The 17,298-nt window shown below is 73.5% G+C and carries 22 protein-coding genes; 12 read left to right on the forward strand and 10 right to left on the reverse strand.

Annotated elements, in window-relative coordinates; translation table 11 throughout:
* The first annotated feature begins 1 nt into the window (after position 1).
* The 5 genes from AL2_RS09625 (at position 2) to AL2_RS09645 (ending at position 3,794) form a co-directional block, all read left to right on the forward strand.
* Positions 2-1,075: a branched-chain amino acid ABC transporter permease gene (locus AL2_RS09625; RefSeq protein ID WP_067632005.1), complete on the forward strand. Its 1,074-nt coding sequence runs from the start codon at positions 2-4 to the stop codon at positions 1,073-1,075.
* Positions 1,072-1,866: an ABC transporter ATP-binding protein gene (locus AL2_RS09630; RefSeq protein ID WP_067632007.1), complete on the forward strand. Its 795-nt coding sequence runs from the start codon at positions 1,072-1,074 to the stop codon at positions 1,864-1,866. The genes AL2_RS09625 and AL2_RS09630 overlap by 4 nt, the downstream gene beginning before the upstream one ends.
* Complete coding sequence (locus tag AL2_RS09635) at positions 1,863-2,609, forward strand: ABC transporter ATP-binding protein (RefSeq protein WP_067632009.1); 747 nt, start codon at positions 1,863-1,865, stop codon at positions 2,607-2,609. The genes AL2_RS09630 and AL2_RS09635 overlap by 4 nt, the downstream gene beginning before the upstream one ends.
* A gap of 103 nt (positions 2,610-2,712) precedes the next feature.
* The gene (locus AL2_RS09640) at positions 2,713-3,174 is read left to right on the forward strand and encodes an SH3 domain-containing protein (RefSeq protein WP_067632012.1); all 462 of its coding nucleotides are present in this window, start codon (positions 2,713-2,715) and stop codon (positions 3,172-3,174) included.
* Positions 3,175-3,296: 122 nt separating this feature from the next.
* On the forward strand, positions 3,297-3,794 hold the full coding sequence (locus AL2_RS09645) for a DinB family protein (protein WP_067632014.1): 498 nt from the start codon (positions 3,297-3,299) through the stop codon (positions 3,792-3,794).
* Here the strand turns inward: AL2_RS09645 and AL2_RS09650 are convergent.
* The 3 genes from AL2_RS09650 to AL2_RS09660 all read right to left on the reverse strand — a co-directional run bounded on the left by AL2_RS09650 (position 3,791) and on the right by AL2_RS09660 (position 6,148).
* Complete coding sequence (locus AL2_RS09650) at positions 3,791-4,042, reverse strand: hypothetical protein (protein ID WP_067632015.1); 252 nt, start codon at positions 4,040-4,042, stop codon at positions 3,791-3,793. The genes AL2_RS09645 and AL2_RS09650 overlap by 4 nt on opposite strands.
* A 76-nt stretch (positions 4,043-4,118) precedes the next feature.
* Entirely contained in the window at positions 4,119-5,465 is a 1,347-nt protein-coding gene (locus AL2_RS09655; RefSeq protein WP_067632017.1) for a sensor histidine kinase, read from the reverse strand.
* The gene (locus tag AL2_RS09660; protein WP_067632018.1) at positions 5,462-6,148 is read right to left on the reverse strand and encodes a response regulator transcription factor; all 687 of its coding nucleotides are present in this window, start codon (positions 6,146-6,148) and stop codon (positions 5,462-5,464) included. Before AL2_RS09660 ends, AL2_RS09655 begins: the two co-directional genes overlap by 4 nt.
* 66 nt (positions 6,149-6,214) lie before the next feature.
* Here AL2_RS09660 and AL2_RS09665 point away from each other — a divergent pair, with 66 nt between their 5' ends.
* The 4 genes from AL2_RS09665 to AL2_RS09680 are packed head-to-tail and all read left to right on the forward strand — an operon-like array spanning position 6,215 to position 8,392.
* Entirely contained in the window at positions 6,215-6,691 is a 477-nt protein-coding gene (locus AL2_RS09665; RefSeq protein WP_083946260.1) for a hypothetical protein, read from the forward strand.
* Between the two features lie 24 nt (positions 6,692-6,715).
* The gene (locus AL2_RS09670; protein WP_067632022.1) at positions 6,716-7,315 is read left to right on the forward strand and encodes a sulfite oxidase-like oxidoreductase; all 600 of its coding nucleotides are present in this window, start codon (positions 6,716-6,718) and stop codon (positions 7,313-7,315) included.
* Positions 7,285-8,040: a ferredoxin reductase gene (locus tag AL2_RS09675; RefSeq protein ID WP_067632024.1), complete on the forward strand. Its 756-nt coding sequence runs from the start codon at positions 7,285-7,287 to the stop codon at positions 8,038-8,040. The genes AL2_RS09670 and AL2_RS09675 overlap by 31 nt, the downstream gene beginning before the upstream one ends.
* A 1-nt stretch (position 8,041) precedes the next feature.
* The gene (locus AL2_RS09680) at positions 8,042-8,392 is read left to right on the forward strand and encodes a DUF6510 family protein (RefSeq protein ID WP_245666483.1); all 351 of its coding nucleotides are present in this window, start codon (positions 8,042-8,044) and stop codon (positions 8,390-8,392) included.
* A 4-nt stretch (positions 8,393-8,396) separates the two neighbouring features.
* Here the strand turns inward: AL2_RS09680 and AL2_RS09685 are convergent, their stop codons facing one another.
* A complete protein-coding gene (locus AL2_RS09685) occupies positions 8,397-9,026 on the reverse strand; it encodes a PaaI family thioesterase (protein ID WP_067632026.1) in 630 nt (209 codons plus the stop codon).
* A 208-nt stretch (positions 9,027-9,234) separates the two neighbouring features.
* Here AL2_RS09685 and AL2_RS09690 point away from each other — a divergent pair, with 208 nt between their 5' ends.
* On the forward strand, positions 9,235-9,741 hold the full coding sequence (locus AL2_RS09690) for a DUF4870 domain-containing protein (protein ID WP_067632028.1): 507 nt from the start codon (positions 9,235-9,237) through the stop codon (positions 9,739-9,741).
* A 1-nt stretch (position 9,742) separates the two neighbouring features.
* On the opposite strand, the gene AL2_RS09695 is transcribed toward AL2_RS09690, so the two are convergent.
* Positions 9,743-10,567, reverse strand: coding sequence for a TIGR03619 family F420-dependent LLM class oxidoreductase (locus AL2_RS09695; protein ID WP_067632030.1), 825 nt, complete (start codon positions 10,565-10,567; stop codon positions 9,743-9,745).
* A gap of 44 nt (positions 10,568-10,611) precedes the next feature.
* The gene (locus AL2_RS09700; protein WP_067632032.1) at positions 10,612-11,295 is read right to left on the reverse strand and encodes a cyclase family protein; all 684 of its coding nucleotides are present in this window, start codon (positions 11,293-11,295) and stop codon (positions 10,612-10,614) included.
* Positions 11,296-11,339: 44 nt separating this feature from the next.
* Between AL2_RS09700 and AL2_RS09705 the strand changes: the two genes are divergently transcribed.
* Positions 11,340-12,167, forward strand: coding sequence for a HipA family kinase (locus AL2_RS09705; protein WP_067632034.1), 828 nt, complete (start codon positions 11,340-11,342; stop codon positions 12,165-12,167).
* 50 nt (positions 12,168-12,217) lie between these two features.
* Complete coding sequence (locus AL2_RS09710) at positions 12,218-12,619, forward strand: DUF3037 domain-containing protein (protein ID WP_281181576.1); 402 nt, start codon at positions 12,218-12,220, stop codon at positions 12,617-12,619.
* On the opposite strand, the gene AL2_RS09715 is transcribed toward AL2_RS09710, so the two are convergent.
* From AL2_RS09715 to AL2_RS09730, 4 genes are all read right to left on the reverse strand, one after another.
* Positions 12,616-13,524, reverse strand: coding sequence for a hypothetical protein (locus AL2_RS09715; RefSeq protein ID WP_083946268.1), 909 nt, complete (start codon positions 13,522-13,524; stop codon positions 12,616-12,618). The genes AL2_RS09710 and AL2_RS09715 overlap by 4 nt on opposite strands.
* A 135-nt stretch (positions 13,525-13,659) precedes the next feature.
* The gene (locus AL2_RS09720) at positions 13,660-14,580 is read right to left on the reverse strand and encodes a helix-turn-helix domain-containing protein (RefSeq protein WP_157438072.1); all 921 of its coding nucleotides are present in this window, start codon (positions 14,578-14,580) and stop codon (positions 13,660-13,662) included.
* 79 nt (positions 14,581-14,659) lie between these two features.
* Positions 14,660-15,502, reverse strand: coding sequence for a GNAT family N-acetyltransferase (locus AL2_RS09725; protein ID WP_067632596.1), 843 nt, complete (start codon positions 15,500-15,502; stop codon positions 14,660-14,662).
* 135 nt (positions 15,503-15,637) lie between these two features.
* Complete coding sequence (locus AL2_RS09730; RefSeq protein WP_067632037.1) at positions 15,638-17,230, reverse strand: alpha/beta hydrolase; 1,593 nt, start codon at positions 17,228-17,230, stop codon at positions 15,638-15,640.
* Positions 17,231-17,298 lie beyond the last annotated feature (68 nt).

The raw sequence follows: 17,298 nt of genomic DNA on the forward strand, positions 1-17,298 counted from the left end.
CGTGGAGGCGAGCACGGGCACGGGCACAGGCACGGGCACGGGCACCGCCGCGGCCAGCACCGGCCAGGGCGGGAAGGCCCCGGTCACCCGGGGGCGCCGTCCCGCGTGGCTGCCGTGGATTGCCGGAGGCGTGGCCGTCCTGGCCTGCCTGGGGCTGCAGAGCCAGCTCTACTCCGGCCAGGAGCGGACGGTCACCACGGTCTTCATGTTCGTGACGCTGGCGGTCGGGTGGAACCTCATCGGCGGCTTCACCGGCTACGCGTGCTTCGGGCAGGTCGGCTTCTTCGGCCTCGGCGCCTACTCCACGGTCGTCCTCATGGTCCACGGCGGCCTGTCGTTCTGGGTGGCGTGGCCCGTCTCGGCGGTGGTCGCGGCCGTGTTCGCCGCCGTGATCGGGCTGCCGCTGCTGCGGCTCAAGGGCCACTACTTCGCGGTGGCGACCCTCGGGGTGGCCGAGGGCCTGCGCGAACTCGTCACCAACATCCCGCGCTGGACGGGCGGCGGAGCCGGCATCACCATCCCGTCCACCGGCGGCGAGGCGCCCACGCCGTGGCTCGGCAACGACGGCTTCTACCTGCTCTTCCTCGGCCTCGGCGCGGTGGCGGCGCTGGTCGCGGCGCTCATCTCGCGCGGCCGGACCGGCTACGCGCTGCGCGCCATCAACCAGGACGAGGACGCCGCCGCGGCGATGGGCGTCAACACCACCTGGGCCAAGACGGTCGCGTTCGGCGTGTCGGCCGCGCTCACCGGCGCCGCCGGGTCCGCCTACGCCTTCCAGCAGGTCACCATCTATCCCGACCGCCTGTTCGACGTGAACATCACGGTGCTCATGGTCGTCATGGTGGTGATCGGCGGGTCCGGGACGGTCACGGGACCGATCCTGGGCGCGCTCGGCATCGCCGTCGTCTCCGAGTACCTCCGGCAGCACTTCCCGCAGATGCACAGCTTCACGCTCGGCGTGCTCATCATCGTGGCGGTGATCCTGCTGCCGCAGGGCCTCGTCAACTTCGTCCGGGACGCGCTGCGCACGCGCGACTTCTCGCTGCTGTCCAACGTACGGAGGTACCGGCTATGACCGAGCCGGAGGAGGAGCCGCCGGCCGCCGGGACCGCGACCGACGAGCCGCCCGTCCTGCGGACACGGGGGCTGGAGCGCCGCTTCGGCGGGCTGCTGGCGGTGTCCCGCGTCGACCTGGCGCTGCCGCCCGGCCGCACGCTCGGCGTGATCGGCCCCAACGGGGCGGGCAAGAGCACGCTGGTCAACCTCATCAGCGGCCACCTCAAGCCGACCGCCGGGTCCGTCCACGTCGGCGGCAGGGACCTCACCGGGGCGCGGCCGTGGCGGGTCGCGCACGCGGGGGTCGCCCGCACCTTCCAGATCGTCAAGCCGTTCCGCGGCCTCACCGTCGCCGACAACGTGGCGGTGGCCGTGATGTTCGGGGCGTCCCCGGTCCGCAGCCCCGCGCACGCCCGCCGCGAGGCGGCGGGGGTGCTGGAGCGGGTCGGGCTCGGCGGCCGCGGCGACGTCCCGCCCGCCGAGCTGTCGGTCGCCGACGCCCGCCGCCTGGAGCTGGCGAAGGCGCTGGCGCTGCGGCCGCGGGTGCTGCTGCTGGACGAGGTGCTCGCCGGGCTGCGGCCCGCCGAGATCGACCCGGCGCTCGCGCTCATCGACGAGCTGCGCCGGGACGGCCTGGCCGTGCTGATCATCGAGCACATCGTGCAGGCCATCGCCGCGATCTCCGACGAGATCCTCGTGCTGCACCACGGCACCGTCCTCACCCAGGGGCCGCCCCGGCAGGTGCTCAGCGACGAACGGGTCGTCGAGGCCTATCTCGGGCACCGCTACACCAGGAAGAACCGCTCATGATGCTGGAGATCGACCGGCTCACCGCCGGATACGGGCGGGTCCGGGTGCTGCACGAGGTCTCCCTCGACGTCGGCGAGGGAGAGATCGTCGCGCTCGTCGGGCCCAACGGCGCGGGCAAGTCCACGCTGCTGCGGGCCGTCACCGCGATGATCCCCGACCGGAGCGGCACGCTGACCGTGGACGGCCGGTCGCTGATCGGCGCGTCCGTGGAGGCCGTCGCCGCGGCGGGCGTCGCGCACGTCCCGGAGGGGCGGCGGCTGTTCCCCGGGCTGTCGGTGCGCGACAACCTGCGCCTCGGCGGCTGGCTCGGCCGCAACACCGACCTCGCCCCGGTGCTGGAGCTGTTCCCGGTGCTGGGCAAGCGCCTCGACCAGGTCGCCGGGAGCATGTCCGGCGGCGAGCAGCAGATGTGCGCGATCGCGCGGGCGCTGATGAGCAGGCCGAGGCTGCTGCTCATCGACGAGTTGTCGCTCGGCCTGGCACCGCTGCTCGTGGACGAGATCCTGGCGCGGCTCACCGGCATCGCCGAGTCGGGGACCGGCATCCTGCTGGTCGAGCAGGACGCCGGTGCCGCGCTGGAGGTCGCCCACCGCGGGTACGTGCTGGAGCTGGGCGAGATCGTGCTGGCCGGCACGCCCGCCGAACTGGCGGCCGACCCGCGGATGCGCGGCGCCTACCTCGGCGGGGAGTGGGAGGCGGACACCGCACCCGATCCGGGCCGGCCGGGCGACGGGACCGGCTGAGCTCCCCGGTGGAGGGCAAGAAGAGTCTTCGTTACGTTGTGTCATACATATATGACTCTGGGTAAGGTTCTGACTGCATGTCGGACGAACCTGGAGGGGATAGATGCGCGTACGTACGAAACTCGGTGCCGGGCTGGTGGCGGGCGTGCTCGCCGGAGGGATGCTGAGCGTCGGTGCGGTCGCCGAGGCGGAGCCGCCGCCGCAGCCGGACCAGCAGCAGGGGCAGCAGCAGGAGGAGGAAGGGCACGGGCCCGGGGCCATCGTCGTGGGGCCGGAGGGCGCCGCCAAGGCGATGGACCGGCTCCTCAACCGGGACGAGGAGCGCAGCCGCTGGTGCCAGGGGACGGTCCTGCCCGCCAACGGGCTGAACGTCCGCACCGGGCCGGGCATTCACTACCAGAAGATCGGGGCCCTGGAACACGGCACCCGCGTCTGGACCGACTGGGACACCATCCAGCGCCGCGACGGGTACCTGTGGGTTCGGACGAACCATCATCACTGGATCGCCGACTACAAGCTCGGTAACGGCAACGGCAAGTGGTACATCAGGTACTACAACTGCTGAACCGCGCGGAGGGCCGCCGTCACGCCGGACGGCGGCCCTCCCAGGAGTTCGCGCAGGGCGCTGACCGTCCAGCGGGCGCGGTCTGGCCCCACACCCCCCGCGAGGCGCTGTAGCTTGGCGGGATGGAACAGGTGCCGTTCACCGGTGGGGAGAAGGAGAGCCTGAAGGCCGCGCTGGACCGGCACCGGGATGTGGTGCTGTGGAAGCTCCAGGGGCTGGACGAGGAGCGGGTGCGGCGGCCGATGACGCCGTCCGGGACGAGCCTGCTCGGCCTGACGAAGCATCTGGCGGCCGTCGAGTACGGGTGGTTCTGCGAGACGTTCGGGCGGGAGACGGAGCCGCTGCCCTTCGACGAGGACGATCCGGACGCCGATCTGCGGGTCGAGCCCGGTGAGACCACCGAGGGGATCATCGCGTTCTACCGGAGGGCGCGGGCTGCGGCGGATCAGGTCATCGGGGAACTGGACGTCGAGGCGCGCGGGACCGCGTGGCACGGGGAGACCGTCACGCTGCGGTGGGTGCTGATCCACATGATCGAGGAGACCGCGCGGCATGCCGGGCACATGGACATCGTCCGTGAGCTGATCGACGGGGCTGCAGGCGACCACCAGCGAGGCTAGCCGGACGCCTTGGTGAAGGGGCTTGCGGCCTCTACCCGCGCGGGCACGGCGGAGAAGAAGGCGGGTCCGCTGTCGGCGGCGCGGACGAGCTGCACCGTGTACGAGCTGGGCGCCGTCGGGATGTTGCCGCTGGCGAGGGCGGCGGCGACCGCGATGACCGCGGCGGCGGCCAGGCCCAGGACGGCGATGACCGCGGCGGCGGCGTACTGCCAGCGGCGCGGCGCGTACGGGGAGCGGGGACGCTTCATGGCCGCCAAGCTAGGGCCGCCCCGGCGCACCGTTTTCGCGCTTAAGGCGGATTTAAGCCACTGCTATGCCGGTCCGCTAGGCGCGGGAGTGGCGGCGGCGGCCGACGAGGCGGCGGGAGCGGCGGGCGGGCGGCAGCCAGCGGGTCCGGAACCACATCTGCACCTGGGCGCCGCCGAGGACGCTGCGGTGGATGCGCAGGTAGCCGCCGGTGGACTCGGCGGCGCGGCGGGCGATGTCCAGGCCGAGGCCGGTGGAGCCGCCGCCGCTGCTGCCGCGCTTCAGCGCCGCGTCCGGGTCGCTGATGCCCGGCCCGCCGTCGGCGACGAGGATGCCGGTGACACCCTGCCCCTGGTGCAGCGTGACGACGAAGCCGGTCCCCTCGGCGGTGTGCCGGAAGATGTTGCCGAGCAGCGCGTCGACGGCGGCGGCCAGCTCGGTGCCGGGGATCGGCAGCGGCGCGGGCCCCTCGGCGCCGATCAGCTCGCAGGAGCGCCCCTCGTCCTCGGCGAGGACGGACCAGAACGCGACGCGGTCGCGCAGCACCTTCGAGGCGTCGCAGCTGCCGCGCCCGGTGGGCCGCCGGACGGTCCGGATGATCTGGTCGACCTCGCGTTCGAGGCGGTCGACGGCCTCGCGGGTCTGCTCGGCGACCGGCCCGTCGCCGAGGGCCTCGGCGTTCAGCCGCAGCGCGGCCATCGGGGTGCGGAGGCGGTGCGACAGGTCGGCGGCCATCTCGCGTTCGGCCGACAGGAGCTGGACGACGTGGTCGGCCATCGCGTTGAACGCGAGCCCGGCCTCGACCAGCTCGGGCGGCCCGTCCGGCTCGATGCGGACCGACATCTCGCCGTCCCCGAAGGCGCCCGCGGCCTCGGCGAGCCGCCGGGTGGAGCGGATCATCCGGTTGCCGAGCCGGTCGGCGACGGCGACGGACCCGGCGACGAGCGCGCAGGCGACCGTCGTCATGACGAGCCACGCCTTCCAGACGCCGCGCGAGAGGTCGTCGTCGGGCAGGAACACCTCGACGACGGCGGTGCGGCCGGCGTCGAGCGACACCGGCTGGAGGAGGGCGTACCCGCCGTCGACGCGGGCGGTGTAGGAGCGTCCGCGCCGCCCGGCCTCGGTGAGCTGCTCGGGGCGGGCGCTGAAGTCCCCGTGGGCGTCCTTCGGGACGAGCCCGCCGTCCGGCAGGTGCACGGTCATCCGCCCGGCGGCGCCGGCCTGGGTGCTGGCGACGGCGCGTTCGAGGGCGGCGGGGTCCTCGGTGACGACGAGGACGGGGCCGAGCGCGCTGGCCTGCCGCTCGGCGGTGGTGAGGGCGCGGTCCCGGGCGATCTCCCGGACGGTCAGCGCGAGCGGGATCAGGAACGCCAGCGCGACCATCGAGGTGACCGCCAGGGACACGAGGACGAGCGTCTTCCTCATGACCGCGGATCGGGTTCGGCCAGCCGGACCCCGACGCCGCGCACCGTGTGCAGGTAGCGGGGGGCGGCGGCGGTCTCACCGAGCTTGCGCCGCAGCCAGGACAGGTGCACGTCGATGGTCTGGTCGTCGCCGTACGCCTGCCGCCACACCTCGGCGAGCAGCTCGCGCCGCGCCACCACCCGGCCGGGGCGGGCGGCGAGGTAGGCGAGCAGGTCGAACTCGCGGCGGGTCAGCTCCAGCGTCTTGCCGTCCAGCAGCGCCTCCCGGCGGTCGAGGTCGATGTGCAGCCCGCCGACGCTGAGCTCGGCGGTCGGCCCGGACCGCGCCGACCGGCGCAGCACCGCCGCCAGCCGGGCGCTGAGGTGCTCGATGGAGAACGGCTTGATGAGGTAGTCGTCGGCGCCCGCGTTCAGTAACCGGACGATCTCCGGCTCGTCGTCGCGCGCCGTCGCGATGATGACCGGGACGTCGGAGATGCCGCGCAGCATCTTCAGCACCTCCGCGCCGTCGAGATCGGGAAGCCCGAGGTCGAGCACGACCACGTCGGGGGGCGACTGGGTGACCTCGCGCAGCGCGTCCATCGCGGTCCCGACGCTGCGTACGACATGCGACCGCACGCTCAATTCCCGAATCAGGGCGGTCCGGACATTTGCGTCATCCTCGACCACCAGAACACTCGCCATGGCGGAACCGTATGCCACCATGTGCCCATGCGTCGCGCAATGTCGTATGTTGCCCCGTGGGCCGGGGTGACTGCGCTCGCGGTCGCGTTCTCCTGGCTCGGGGTGCGCGGCGTCGTCCGCAGCGCGGTGTCGGAACGGTCGGCGCCGCCGCCGATCGCCGGGCCCGTCATCCACTCCAGCCCGACGACGCCGCCAGGCCCGGCGACGGTCGGCTCGCCGACCGCGCGGCCCCGCCCGCCCGACGGCGCGGACACGGCGCCCAAGCCGTCGAAGTCCGCGAAGCCGCCGCCCGGCAAGCCGGAGCAGACCCCGAAGACGCCCGACAACGTGCGCAGCTACGCGACGCGCGGCGGGCGCGCCGCGATGTCGATCGAGAGGAACCGGGTGCGGCTCGTCTCGGCGACGCCGAATCCGGGCTACGAGACGCGCGTGACGCAGGCCGAGGGATGGCTCCGCGTCGACTTCCTCAGCGACGAGCACACCTCGTCGGTCATCGCCTCCTGGTACGAGCACGCGCCGATCGTGAAAGTCTACGAATACTGAGCGGATCCGGGGAAGAAGGACGTCATGCCCATCATTTCTCGCGGATTCCACGGACGGCGCCCTTCCGGCGACCACGAACTCCCGCCGGGGCAGTACGAGACGTTCGACTTCCCAGTGCTGTCGGCGGGTCCGACGCCGCATGTCCCGCTGGACGAGTGGGAGTTCACCATCAGTACGGAGACCGGCACCGAATACCGCTGGAGCTGGGACGATCTGATGGCGCTGCCCGCCGAGACGCCCACCGTGGATCTGCATTGCGTCACTAAATGGTCAAAATTCGATACGCAATGGCGGGGCGTTTCTCTGGACGTTCTCTTCGAGGACGTGGAGAGCGCGGCCGACTTCGCCCTCGTCCACTCCCACGGCGGCTACACCACGAATCTCCCATTGGAGGATCTGCTCGACGGCAAGGCATGGATCGCCTACGAGTACGACGCCGGGGAACTGCCGGCGGAACACGGCGGCCCGGCCCGTCTCCTCGTCCCGCACCTCTATTTCTGGAAGTCGGCGAAATGGGTGCGCGGGATCCGGCTCGGCCTGGCGGACGAGCCCGGGTTCTGGGAGAGCGCCGGCTACCACGACTACGGGGACCCATGGCGCGAGCAGCGGTACCAAGGCGACTAGGCGGGCGGCTGCGCTGGCAGGCCGCCGAACTGCTGGAGCGGCGCGCCGAGTCCGCGACGGCCGCCACGCTGGTCTTCGGCGTGCCCGGATGGCCCGGCCACCTGGCGGGCCAGCACGTGGACGTCCGGCTCACCGCGGAGGACGGCTACAGCACGCAGCGCAGCTACTCGGTGGCGTCCGCGTCCGGCGGCGAGCGCGTCGAGTTGACGGTGCAGCGCGTGGAGGACGGCGAGGTGTCGCCGTACCTCGCCGACGAGATGATGCCGGGCGACGTGGTGGAGTTCCGCGGGCCCGTGGGCGGGTGGTTCGTGTGGCGGGAGGAGCAGCCGGAACCCGTCCTGCTGGTGGCGGGCGGCTCCGGCATCGTCCCGCTGATGGCCATGATCCGCGCCCGGCGGGCGGTGGGAAGCAGGGTCCCGTTCCGGCTCGTGTACTCGGTCCGCAGGCCGGAGGACCGGCTCTACGCGAGCGAACTGGGGCAGGGCTCGCCCGGCCTCGACGTGACCTTCCTGTACACGCGCGGCACGCCGGACGGCCGGTCGCGTCCGCCGGGCCGGCTCACCCCCGACGACCTCGTCCGGCACGGATGGCCCGCCGACTTCGCGCCGTCCTGCTACGTGTGCGGGCCGACCGGCTTCGTCGAGAAGGCCGCCGCCTACCTCGTCCTGCTGGGCCACGCGCCCGAGAACGTCCGGACGGAACGCTTCGGCCCGAGCGGAGGATGACATGGCGACATTCGATGGCAGGGCGACATTCGATGACGGGGCGACATTCGATGACGGGGCGACACGCGGCGACCTGCCCTTCGACGACCGGGACGGCTTCACCGACGGCAACGCCCTCGCGGGCCCGCTGGCGGAGGTGTTCGCCGTGGACGTGACGGCCGCCGAGAGCCGCTGCGCCAACTGCGGGCGCACCGGCCCGGTCGCCGAGCTGCGCGTCTACGGCCGCGCGCCCGGATTCGTGGCCCGCTGCGCGGGATGCGACCACGTCATACTGCGCCTCGTCCGCGGCCGGGGCATCGTCCAGCTCGACATGCGCGGCATGATCTCGCTCGCCGTCCCGGTGGGCGACTGACGCCTCAGGAGTGCGGGACGAACCGCTGCGGCATGATGAACATCGCGGTGGCCTCCACCGTGACGCGGCCGTCCGGCCCGCAGATCGTGCCGGACGCGTAGACCTTGCGCCCCTCCACCCGGCTCGCCTTCGCCTCCACCGAGAGCGGGACGCCGAGCGGGGTCGGACGCCGGTAGCGCGTCTCCAGGGTGGCGGTCATGCCGGGCGTGCCGGACGCGGCGGCCGCCATCCCGAGGACCTGGTCGAGCACCATCGCCGACACCCCGCCGTGCACGTACGACGGCGGGCCCTCGTAGAGGGTGCTGAGCGTGAACTCGCCGCGGACGATGCCGTCCGAGCTGACCGTCAGCTCGACGGGCGGTGCCAGCGGGTTGAGGGCGCCGGTGACGGGGTTGCCGATCTGCCGGTCCATCCGGCGCTCACCGGACGGGACGAACGGCGGCGCGTCCCGGCGCTCGGCGGCGAGCCGCGCGGTCAGCGCCTCGACCTCGGCGGCGACGGCGGCCGCCTCGGCGCTGCCGACCGCGGTGAGCACGGTGGCCTCGGCCAGCTCGCGGACGCGGGCGGCGAGGCCGCTCAGGGCCGCCGCCTCGTCCTGCGCCAGCTCGTGCCGTTCCATCGGGATCCCGCTCATCCAGCCTCCTCGCGGGGGGCGTCCCCCGCACCACCGCCCCATTGACCGAATGAAATTCTAGAATAGGACGCTGCGTGCTGCCGACGCCGGGTCCCGCTGCCGGCCTGGACGCCTCCCGCCTCCGGTGAGACCCGCGCCGGCGAGCCCGGTTCAAGATAGATTCCTGCAGTATCTCCCATCGATGCACCCCCAGACCGCAAGGACAGCCGTGACGGACCAGCCCCCGCCGCCCGACCAGCCCCCGCCACCCGACCAGCCGCCGCCGTACTCGCAGCCGTACGGGCAGCCGCCCGGGGGCTACGACCCGCAGTGGGGGTACGGCCCGCCGGGCGTCCCGTACGGCGTGCCGCAGCAGGGCCCGCCGGAGGAGACGACCTGGGCGATCTTCGCCTACGTCGGGAACGTGCTGATCGGCTTCCTGCCCGCGCTGGTCGTCTACCTGGCGAAGAAGAACACCTCGCCGTTCACCCGGTTCCACGCGGCGCAGTCGATGAACCAGCAGCTCACCATGCTGATCCACGTCATCGTGGTGGTGGCCGTGTGCGTGCCGCCGGCGATCGTCATGGAGGCGCCGGCCTTCCTCGCCCTGCTGATCATCCCGTACCTGGAGCTGCTGATCGCCGGGTGGACGTTCATCATCCTGGGCGCGGTGAAGGCGGGAAAGGGGCAGTACTACCGCTTCCCGACCTTCTTCTGCTACCGCATGATCCGGTAGCTCACCGGTAGGCGCGGGCGTACTCGTCCAGCACCGGCAGGACGGCGTCGCGGCCGCCCGCCGGGACGCGCAGCACGACCTCCTCGATCCCGAGCGAGGCGTAGTAGCCGAGTTTCCCCGGCGCGGGCAGCGTCCCGAACGGGATCACGGGCACCATGTCCCGTCCGGCATCCGCGCAGGCCCGGCGCAGCGCCGGCAGCGCCTCCCGGATGCCCGCACCGCCGATCGGCAGCCATCCGTCCCCGTACTCGGCGATGTGCGCGAACAGCGTCGGGCCCGCCGCGCCGCCCAGCAGCACCGGCACCCTCCCGGACGGCTTGGGCCACGACCAGCTCGCCTCGAAGTCCACGAACTCGCCCTCGAAGGACGCCTCGTCGTCCGTCCACAGGGCGCGCATCGCGAGGACGTGCTCGCGCGCCACGGCCCGCCGCCGCTTCCACGGCACGCCGTGGCCGGCGCCCTCCTCGGCGTTCCAGCCGTAGCCGACGCCGAGCGCGACCCGTCCGCCGGCGAGCCGGTCGAGCGTCGCGACGGCCTTCGCGGTGACGATCGGGTCGCGCTGCGCGGGCAGCAGGACGCCGGTCCCGAGCGTGATCCGCTCGGTCGTCACGGCCGCCGCGGCGAGCGCCACGAGCGGGTCGGGCGTCCGCGCGTACTCTTCCGGCAGCGTCCCGTCGCCCGTCGGAGGCGCCGTCTCCCGCGACACCGGGATGTGCGTGTGCTCGGGAAGGAAGAGGGACGAGAAGCCGCGCTCCTCGGCCTCCCTCGCCAGCTCGTGCGGCGCCATCGTCCGGTCGGTCGCGAACATCGTGATCCCCAGCCGCACGGCGCCCCTTCCACCTGTCGCGTCCCCGGCACTCTACGGGCCGTTCAGACGAGGATGGCCCGGTCGTCCACGCGGGCCACGGCGCGGGTCGGGGCGCCGTCGGCGGCGGCCAGGGCCAGGGGGAAGAGGAAGACCTCGATCGTGCAGCCCTCGTCCTGGGCGTCGACGAGGCGGTCCAGGCCGGTCAGGTTCTCGGCGATCACCGCGCCCGCCCCGCAGAGGACGCGGTGCGCGGCCAGGGAGAAGTCGTCCGAGCCCGGCGGCGGGGTGCGGTCCACGCTGAGGGCGTCGATGGCCACCGTGCGGACGCCCGCCGCGATGATCGCCTCGGCCGTCTCGGGAGCGGGGTACGGGTGGGCCGCGTAGTCGCCGGTCCCCCAGTGCCGCGACCAGCCCGTCGCGATGAGCAGGACGTCGCCGGGTTCGAGACCGGGCGGGAGCGCGGCGGGCGGTATGGGCGTGCGGGGCGGCAGGCCGCGGACGTCCATGACCACGGCCGGGCCGGTGAACCGGGTCAGCGGCAGCTCGTCCAGGCGGGGCAGGGCGTCGTCGATGTGGAACGGGGCGTCCACGTGCGTGCCGGTCTGCGACCCCATGTGCAGGCGCAGGACGTTCACGCCCGATCCGGCGACCGTCAGCGCGGGCACGGCCTCGACCTCGGGATCGCCGGGGTAGACCGGCATGCCCGTGGTGACCGGCACGGAGAGGTCGAGCAGTTCAACGCCCATATATCGATTATCCCGCGCGCGCCGCCAGCCGATAGCGTTGCGACGTGTTGCCACATGTGACGGCCATCCGATACGTGACGCCGCTCCGCGAGGGCGGTTCCCTGCCGGGCGTCGTCGAGGCCGACGACCTCGGCACCTACGTCATGAAGTTCCATGGCGCGGGGCAGGGCCGCAAGGCGCTGATCGCCGAGGTGATCGCGGGCGAGCTGGCCCGCAGGCTCGGCCTCCGGGTGCCCGAGCAGGTGCTCATCGACCTGGATCCCGCCATCGGGCGGCACGAACCCGACCCGGACGTCCAGGACCTCCTCAAGGCCAGCCCCGGCTGGAACCTCGGCGTCGACTTCCTCCCGGGCTCGCTCGGCTTCGATCCGCTGGGCTGGAGCCCCGACCCCGGCTTCGCGTCGCGGGTGCTATGGTTCGACGCTTTCATCGGCAACGTCGACCGCAGCTGGCGCAACCCGAACATGCTCGTCTGGCACGGCGACGTGTGGCTGATCGACCACGGCGCGAGCCTCATCTTCCACCACGCGTGGACGAACGCGGCCCGGCTGTTCTCCGGCCCGTACGACGTGGACGACCACGTGCTGACCCCGTACGCGAGCCGGCTGGAGGCCGCCGAGGCCGAGCTCGCTCCCAAGATCACCGAAGGGCTGCTGCGCGAGGTGACCGGGCTGGTGCCCGACCGGTGGCTGGAGGGCGAGCCCGGCTTCGACGGTCCGCAGGCGCTCCGGGACGCCTACGTCGACATCCTGCTGCCGCGGGCCGGCAAGCCGCGCGACTGGCTGCCCGACCTGGACGTCAGCGGCCACGGGCCGGACACGTCGGCGCGGCGCGGGCAGAACCGGCCCGGCTGGCTGGGCGGACCGGCATGAGCGAAGCGAACGAAGGGGCGCCGGGGCCCGCCCCCGCACCGAACGCACGCGTGAGCAATATCAGGGCGGCCGGCGACCCGACGGTGTTCGAGTACGCGGCGCTGCGGATCGTCCCGCGCGTCGAGCGCGGCGAGTCGATGAACGTGGGCGTGGTGGTGTACTGCCGGGCGCTCGACTATCTCGGCTGCCGGACGCACCTGGACGAGCGCCGCCTCCTCGCCCTGGACTCCTCGCTCGACCTGGAGGGCGTCCGGGCGTCCCTCAAGGGTGTGGCTTCGGTGTGCTGCGGCGGCGAGCGGGCCGGGCAGGCCGCGGACGAGTCGCCGGGCCGGCGGTTCCGGTGGCTGACGGCTCCGCGCAGCACGATCGTCCAGCCGGGCCCGGTGCACGCCGGCCTCACCAGGGACCCCGCCGCCGAAACGGAGCGCCTGCTGCGCCTCCTCGTCCTCTAGTCCCACTCCCAGCGGATGCCGTGGTAGCCGGCGGCCATGCCGAACTCGATGAAGTGGACGCTGTGGTAGCTGGACAGGCGCAGGTCGGCGGAGTCCTTCAGCGCGGTGTGGCCGTCGGGCCGCCACGTCCGGTGGCAGCGGGCGGGCAGCGCGGACGGGTGGAACCGCACCTCGATGAGGAACTCGTGCTGCGGGGTGCGGAAGCCGCGCCCCTCCTCGGTGATGGGCGGCCCCGTCTCGTCGAACCCGAAGCCGTACTCCAGCAGGTACGTCTCGCCGCGTCCGAGCGCCCGGTCGAACAGCAGCTCGGCGGCGATGAGCCCGCTGGCCTCGTCCATCCGGACGCGCCCGAAGCGGCAGCCGCGCACGCTCCGCGAGGACGGCAGGACGCCCTGCGGATGGTGGTAGACGGCGATCCACCGGTCGACGCCGCGCTGCTGCGCCTGGAACACCGCGCGGCAGCGGACCTCGCGCAGCTCCCGGCGGCGGCCCACGAGGTACTGGTCGTGCAGGCTGAGCCCGGTGAGCATCCGCTCGCCGCGGTCGCCGATCTCGTCCAGCAGGTCGCGGACGCCCGGCTCGGGGCACAGCTCCTCCACCGGCAGCCACGGCCCGGCGGTGCGCTCGGTGGTCGGCCGCAGCAGCGTCAGCAGCGAGTGGCGCGGCAGTTCGAGGATGACCTCCAGGCCGCGGACGGCGCGCAGCGAGTCGGCGCGCTCGGGCCTGGTCCGGCCGCGCTGCCAGTAGCTCAGCGTGGACAGGCTGACGGCGATGCCCTGCTCCTCCAGGCGGCGCCGCAGCGAGTCGAGGCTGAGGCCACGCGCCTGGATGGCCGCGTGGAGGGCGACATTGAACGGACCGTACTGCAGGACCTGTAGGAGATCGTCCTCTGCGACACTCTGCACTTGCGGCCTCCGGATCAGCTCCGGCCGGCCCCCGTACAACGGCCTTGACTACTGCGATTGCGACTTCCGCGCTCACTGTAAGGCCCGTGGCCCCCTTTGCCAACAGGCAACTTGCCACAACCAGGGGTCCAAACGCTAGTGCCACTCCCATTCGATCCCGACGATGCCGCGCCGGACGGCGCCGACCGCGATGTTCGCGCTGCCGGACGTGCCGACCCACAGCTCGCCGAGCCGCCGCCGCGGGGCCTGCGAGCTCTCCGCGGTGAACCCGTAGCAGCGCGCGGGGAGCCGGCCGCCGTCGAACTGGATGATCGCCACGTAGTCGTGGACGGGATGGGAGAAGCGCCGGTCGTAGCTGTCGGACGGGGGCTCCCCGGCCGGTCCCAGCTCGTACTCGACGACCGCCGTGTCCCCCGCCGACAGCACCCGGTCGAAGACGAGCTCGAACGCCATCAGGCCGCTCTCGGTGCGGATGCGGCCGGGCCGGCAGTACCGCGCACCGGCGAGGCCGCGGCCTTCGCCGCCGTTCCCGGCGCCGGGCATCTGATGGACGCAGACGATGCGGTCGATGTCGTCGCCCGCCGCGCGCAGCACCGTGCGGACCGACAGCGTCCAGGAGCGGCGCACCCCGTCGAGCCGGTAGACGTCGTGGATGCTGAGCCGCTCCAGCCGGTGGTCGCCGGACCGGTCGAGCTGCCCGACGAGGCAGGCGTAGCGTTCGGGGTCGGGCCACAGGTCCCGCACGCTGCGGCCCCGGTCCGCCGCACCGGCCGGCCCGGCGGCGGGCCCGGCGCGTCCGGCCGGCGGCCGGCGGGGCGGGCCCGCCGCGGGCGCGGGATCCTCCAGCAGCTCGGTGAGGGTGCCCTGCGGCACCTGGAGGATCTCCTCCAGCGCGACGACCACGGTGCGCGAGCGGGGCCGGCTGCGGCCCCGCTGCCAGTAGCTCAGCGTGGCCACGCTGACGGTCAGGCCCCGGCGCCCGAGCCGGTGGCGGATCCGTTCCAGGGTCAGCCCGCTCGCCTGGACGGCCTGCCGCAATGCCCCGGCGAACTCCACGGCGGGATGGTACCCGCCGGGCAAGATCAAATCAGGTACCGGGGCAGATCAGGCACGCAGCGACAAGCCGGACGGCAGGTCAGAAGAGGATCGACATGAAAGAACCGAGCTCGCCGAACCCCACTCGGCGGTAAGCGGCCCGCGCCCGCGTGTTGTAGTCGTTGACGTACAGCGAGACGGTAGGCGCGACGCTGCGCAGCGCCTCCCGCACCACCGCGGACATCCCGGTCTCCGACAGCCCCCGGCCGCGCAGGTCGGGCGGCACCCACACTCCCTGCACCTGGCAGGCGCGCGGGGTGACGGCGCCGATCTCGGCCTTGAACATGACGCGGCCGTCCTCGATGCGGGCGAAGGCGCGGCCGTCGCGGATCAGCTCGGCGACGCGGGCGCGGTAGAGCACTCCCCCGTCACCGGCGTTCGGCGACACCCCGACCTCTTCGGTGAACATCGCCACACAGGCCGGGTAGACGATGTCGAACTCCTCCATCCGGACGCGCCGGACGTGCGGGTCGGCCGGCAGGTCCGGGACGGCCGAGGTGGCCATCACCGGCTGGGACGCGCGGACGGCCCGCGGCGGCCCCCAGTACGGCGCGAGGATCTCCCACAGCTCGCCGACCGCGCCGACGGGCCCCACGATGGACGAGCACCGCCGCCCCTGCGCCTGCGCCCGTTCGGCGAACGCGCGGACCGCCTCGGGACCGGCCGCGACCGGGATCAGGTTGGCGCCCGAGTAGCACAGCGAGACGAGCCGCCCGTCGCTCAGGTAGCCCCACATCTGCGCGCCGAGACGCCGCGGGTCGAGCCCCGCGGCGTGCACGCGCGAGCTGACGAACACGTTGGACACCGGGTCGGCGTCCAGGATCGCGAGGGCCTCCGCCCGGTACCGGTCGTCCAGCACGCGCACCGGCATCGAGCCCAGCATGCGCATGGCTACCGGCCCCCCGACGGGAGCGGCCCCCCGACGGCCCTCAGCAGTGAAAGCTCCACGTGGACAAGCCTATGCGGTCCACCGCCCGCGCACCCTCGCGGGCCCGATACCGGCTCGTCCCGAGTGGGCTCAGCGGCGCGCCGCCTCGCCGGCGCGGCCGCGCTTCCCGGCCGTGGCCGGCTCGGGCGCCGGTCCGGCCTTGCACTCGGCGTCCGGACCCGGCCGGCTCGCCGGCACGCTGCCGCTGCCGAGGTAGGCGGCGACGCGCTCGTCGACGCACGTGTCACCGGAGAGCGAGACACCGTGATTGTGCCCGCCGGCCTGGACGAGCAGCCGGGACGTGGGGAACCTGCGGTGCATCTCCAGCGCGCCCGGGTACGGGGTGGCGGCGTCGCCGGTGGCCTGGACGAGCAGGATCGGCGGCAGCGTCGAGCGGCCCCTCACCCGCGGCGCCGGGCCGCCCTGCACGGGCCAGAAGGCGCAGGGCGCGTTGTACCAGGTGTTGCTCCAGGTCTCGAAGCGGTTGCCCGCGCGGTAGAGGCGCTCGCTGTCGGCGTGCCAGCGGGTCCAGTCGCGCGGCCAGGCCGCGTCGCGGCACTGGACGGCGTTGTAGACGGTGTAGTTGTTCTGGTCGAGCCGCGCCGGCGGCTGCCACGCCTTGCGCAGCGGCCCGGCGTCGTGCCCGGCGACGAAGGCGGACAGCACGCGCGCGTGCGCCGGCCACGCGTAGTCGGCGTAGCCGTCGGCGAGGAACACGTCGTCCAGTTCGGACGGCCCGATCTTCCCGTCGATCGGCTTCGCCTTGAGGGCGGCCCGCGCCCTGGCGTAGGAGCCGGCGACCTTCCGCTCGGTGTCGCCGAGCTTGTAGACCTCATGGTGGCGGGCGATCCAGGCGAAGTACGCGCGGATGCGCTTCTCGAACGCCACGTTCTGGTCGAGGTTGTCCTGGTACCAGACGCCGCTCGGCTTGACGACGCTGTCGAGCACCATGCGGCGGACGTGGCCGGGGTACATCGTCGCGTACACGGCGCCGAGGTAGGAGCCGTAGGAGTAGCCGAAGTAGCTGATCTTCCGCTGGCCGAGGGCGCGGCGGATCGCGTCCATGTCGCGCGCCCAGTCGGCCGTCCCCATGTGCGGGAGGACCTTGCCGTACTTGCGGGCGCAGTCGCCGGCGTACGCCCTCGCCCTGGCCTTCCAGGCCTGTTCCTCCGCCGCGTTCGCGGGGATCGTGTCGGGCCGCGCGCGGCCGGGGTTCTGGTAGCCGGGGTCGCAGATCAGCTCGGGCCTGCTGGCGCCGACGCCGCGCGGGTCGAAGCCGATCCAGTCGTGGGACGCGGCGACGCGCTTCGGCAGCGACCGGGTGAAGAAGGCGGGCAGGTCGCGTCCGTGGGCGCCGGGCCCGCCCCGGTTGAGGAGCACCGCGCCCTGCGACGTGGGCGCGGTGTGCCGGGCCCGGGTCAGTTCGAGCGTGATCTTCTCGCCGCCCGGCCGGGCGTAGTCGAGCGGCACCCGCAGCGACGCGCACTGCAGGCCCTTGAGCCGGGCGCCCTCCACGGGGTCCTTGGCGGGGCACGGCTTCCAGGCGAGGCCGCGCGGCGTGGGCGCGGTCTCCGGTGCGGGGAGCGCGGCGGCGGCCGCGGGCGTTCCCATGGCGGCGGCGCCGAGCGCGACCGCCGCGGCGGCCGTCCCGGCCGCCGCCCTTCTTCCAGCGTCGTTCAGCACCCCCGCTTTCTACCGGCCGGGCGCCGCGGACCGCGGGAACCCGGGGATCGCGCGATTCCGTCCGGAAC

Origin of the sequence: Actinomadura latina NBRC 106108 (assembly GCF_001552195.1) — a bacterium.
Classification (GTDB): Bacteria; Actinomycetota; Actinomycetes; order Streptosporangiales; family Streptosporangiaceae; genus Spirillospora; species Spirillospora latina.

Bases quoted from the DNA above. Each gene is read 5' to 3' on its own strand.
- AL2_RS09630 (WP_067632007.1), top strand. From the start codon at position 1,072: ATGACCGAGCCGGAGGAGGAGCCGCCGGCCGCCGGGACCGCGACCGAC.
- AL2_RS09635 (WP_067632009.1), top strand. From the start codon at position 1,863: ATGATGCTGGAGATCGACCGGCTCACCGCCGGATACGGGCGGGTCCGG.
- AL2_RS09640 (WP_067632012.1), top strand. From the start codon at position 2,713: ATGCGCGTACGTACGAAACTCGGTGCCGGGCTGGTGGCGGGCGTGCTC.
- AL2_RS09645 (WP_067632014.1), top strand. From the start codon at position 3,297: ATGGAACAGGTGCCGTTCACCGGTGGGGAGAAGGAGAGCCTGAAGGCC.
- AL2_RS09650 (WP_067632015.1), bottom strand. From the start codon at position 4,042: ATGAAGCGTCCCCGCTCCCCGTACGCGCCGCGCCGCTGGCAGTACGCC.
- AL2_RS09655 (WP_067632017.1), bottom strand. From the start codon at position 5,465: ATGAGGAAGACGCTCGTCCTCGTGTCCCTGGCGGTCACCTCGATGGTC.
- AL2_RS09660 (WP_067632018.1), bottom strand. From the start codon at position 6,148: ATGGCGAGTGTTCTGGTGGTCGAGGATGACGCAAATGTCCGGACCGCC.
- AL2_RS09670 (WP_067632022.1), top strand. From the start codon at position 6,716: ATGCCCATCATTTCTCGCGGATTCCACGGACGGCGCCCTTCCGGCGAC.
- AL2_RS09675 (WP_067632024.1), top strand. From the start codon at position 7,285: ATGGCGCGAGCAGCGGTACCAAGGCGACTAGGCGGGCGGCTGCGCTGG.
- AL2_RS09680 (WP_245666483.1), top strand. From the start codon at position 8,042: ATGGCGACATTCGATGGCAGGGCGACATTCGATGACGGGGCGACATTC.
- AL2_RS09685 (WP_067632026.1), bottom strand. From the start codon at position 9,026: ATGAGCGGGATCCCGATGGAACGGCACGAGCTGGCGCAGGACGAGGCG.
- AL2_RS09700 (WP_067632032.1), bottom strand. From the start codon at position 11,295: ATGGGCGTTGAACTGCTCGACCTCTCCGTGCCGGTCACCACGGGCATG.
- AL2_RS09725 (WP_067632596.1), bottom strand. From the start codon at position 15,502: ATGCTGGGCTCGATGCCGGTGCGCGTGCTGGACGACCGGTACCGGGCG.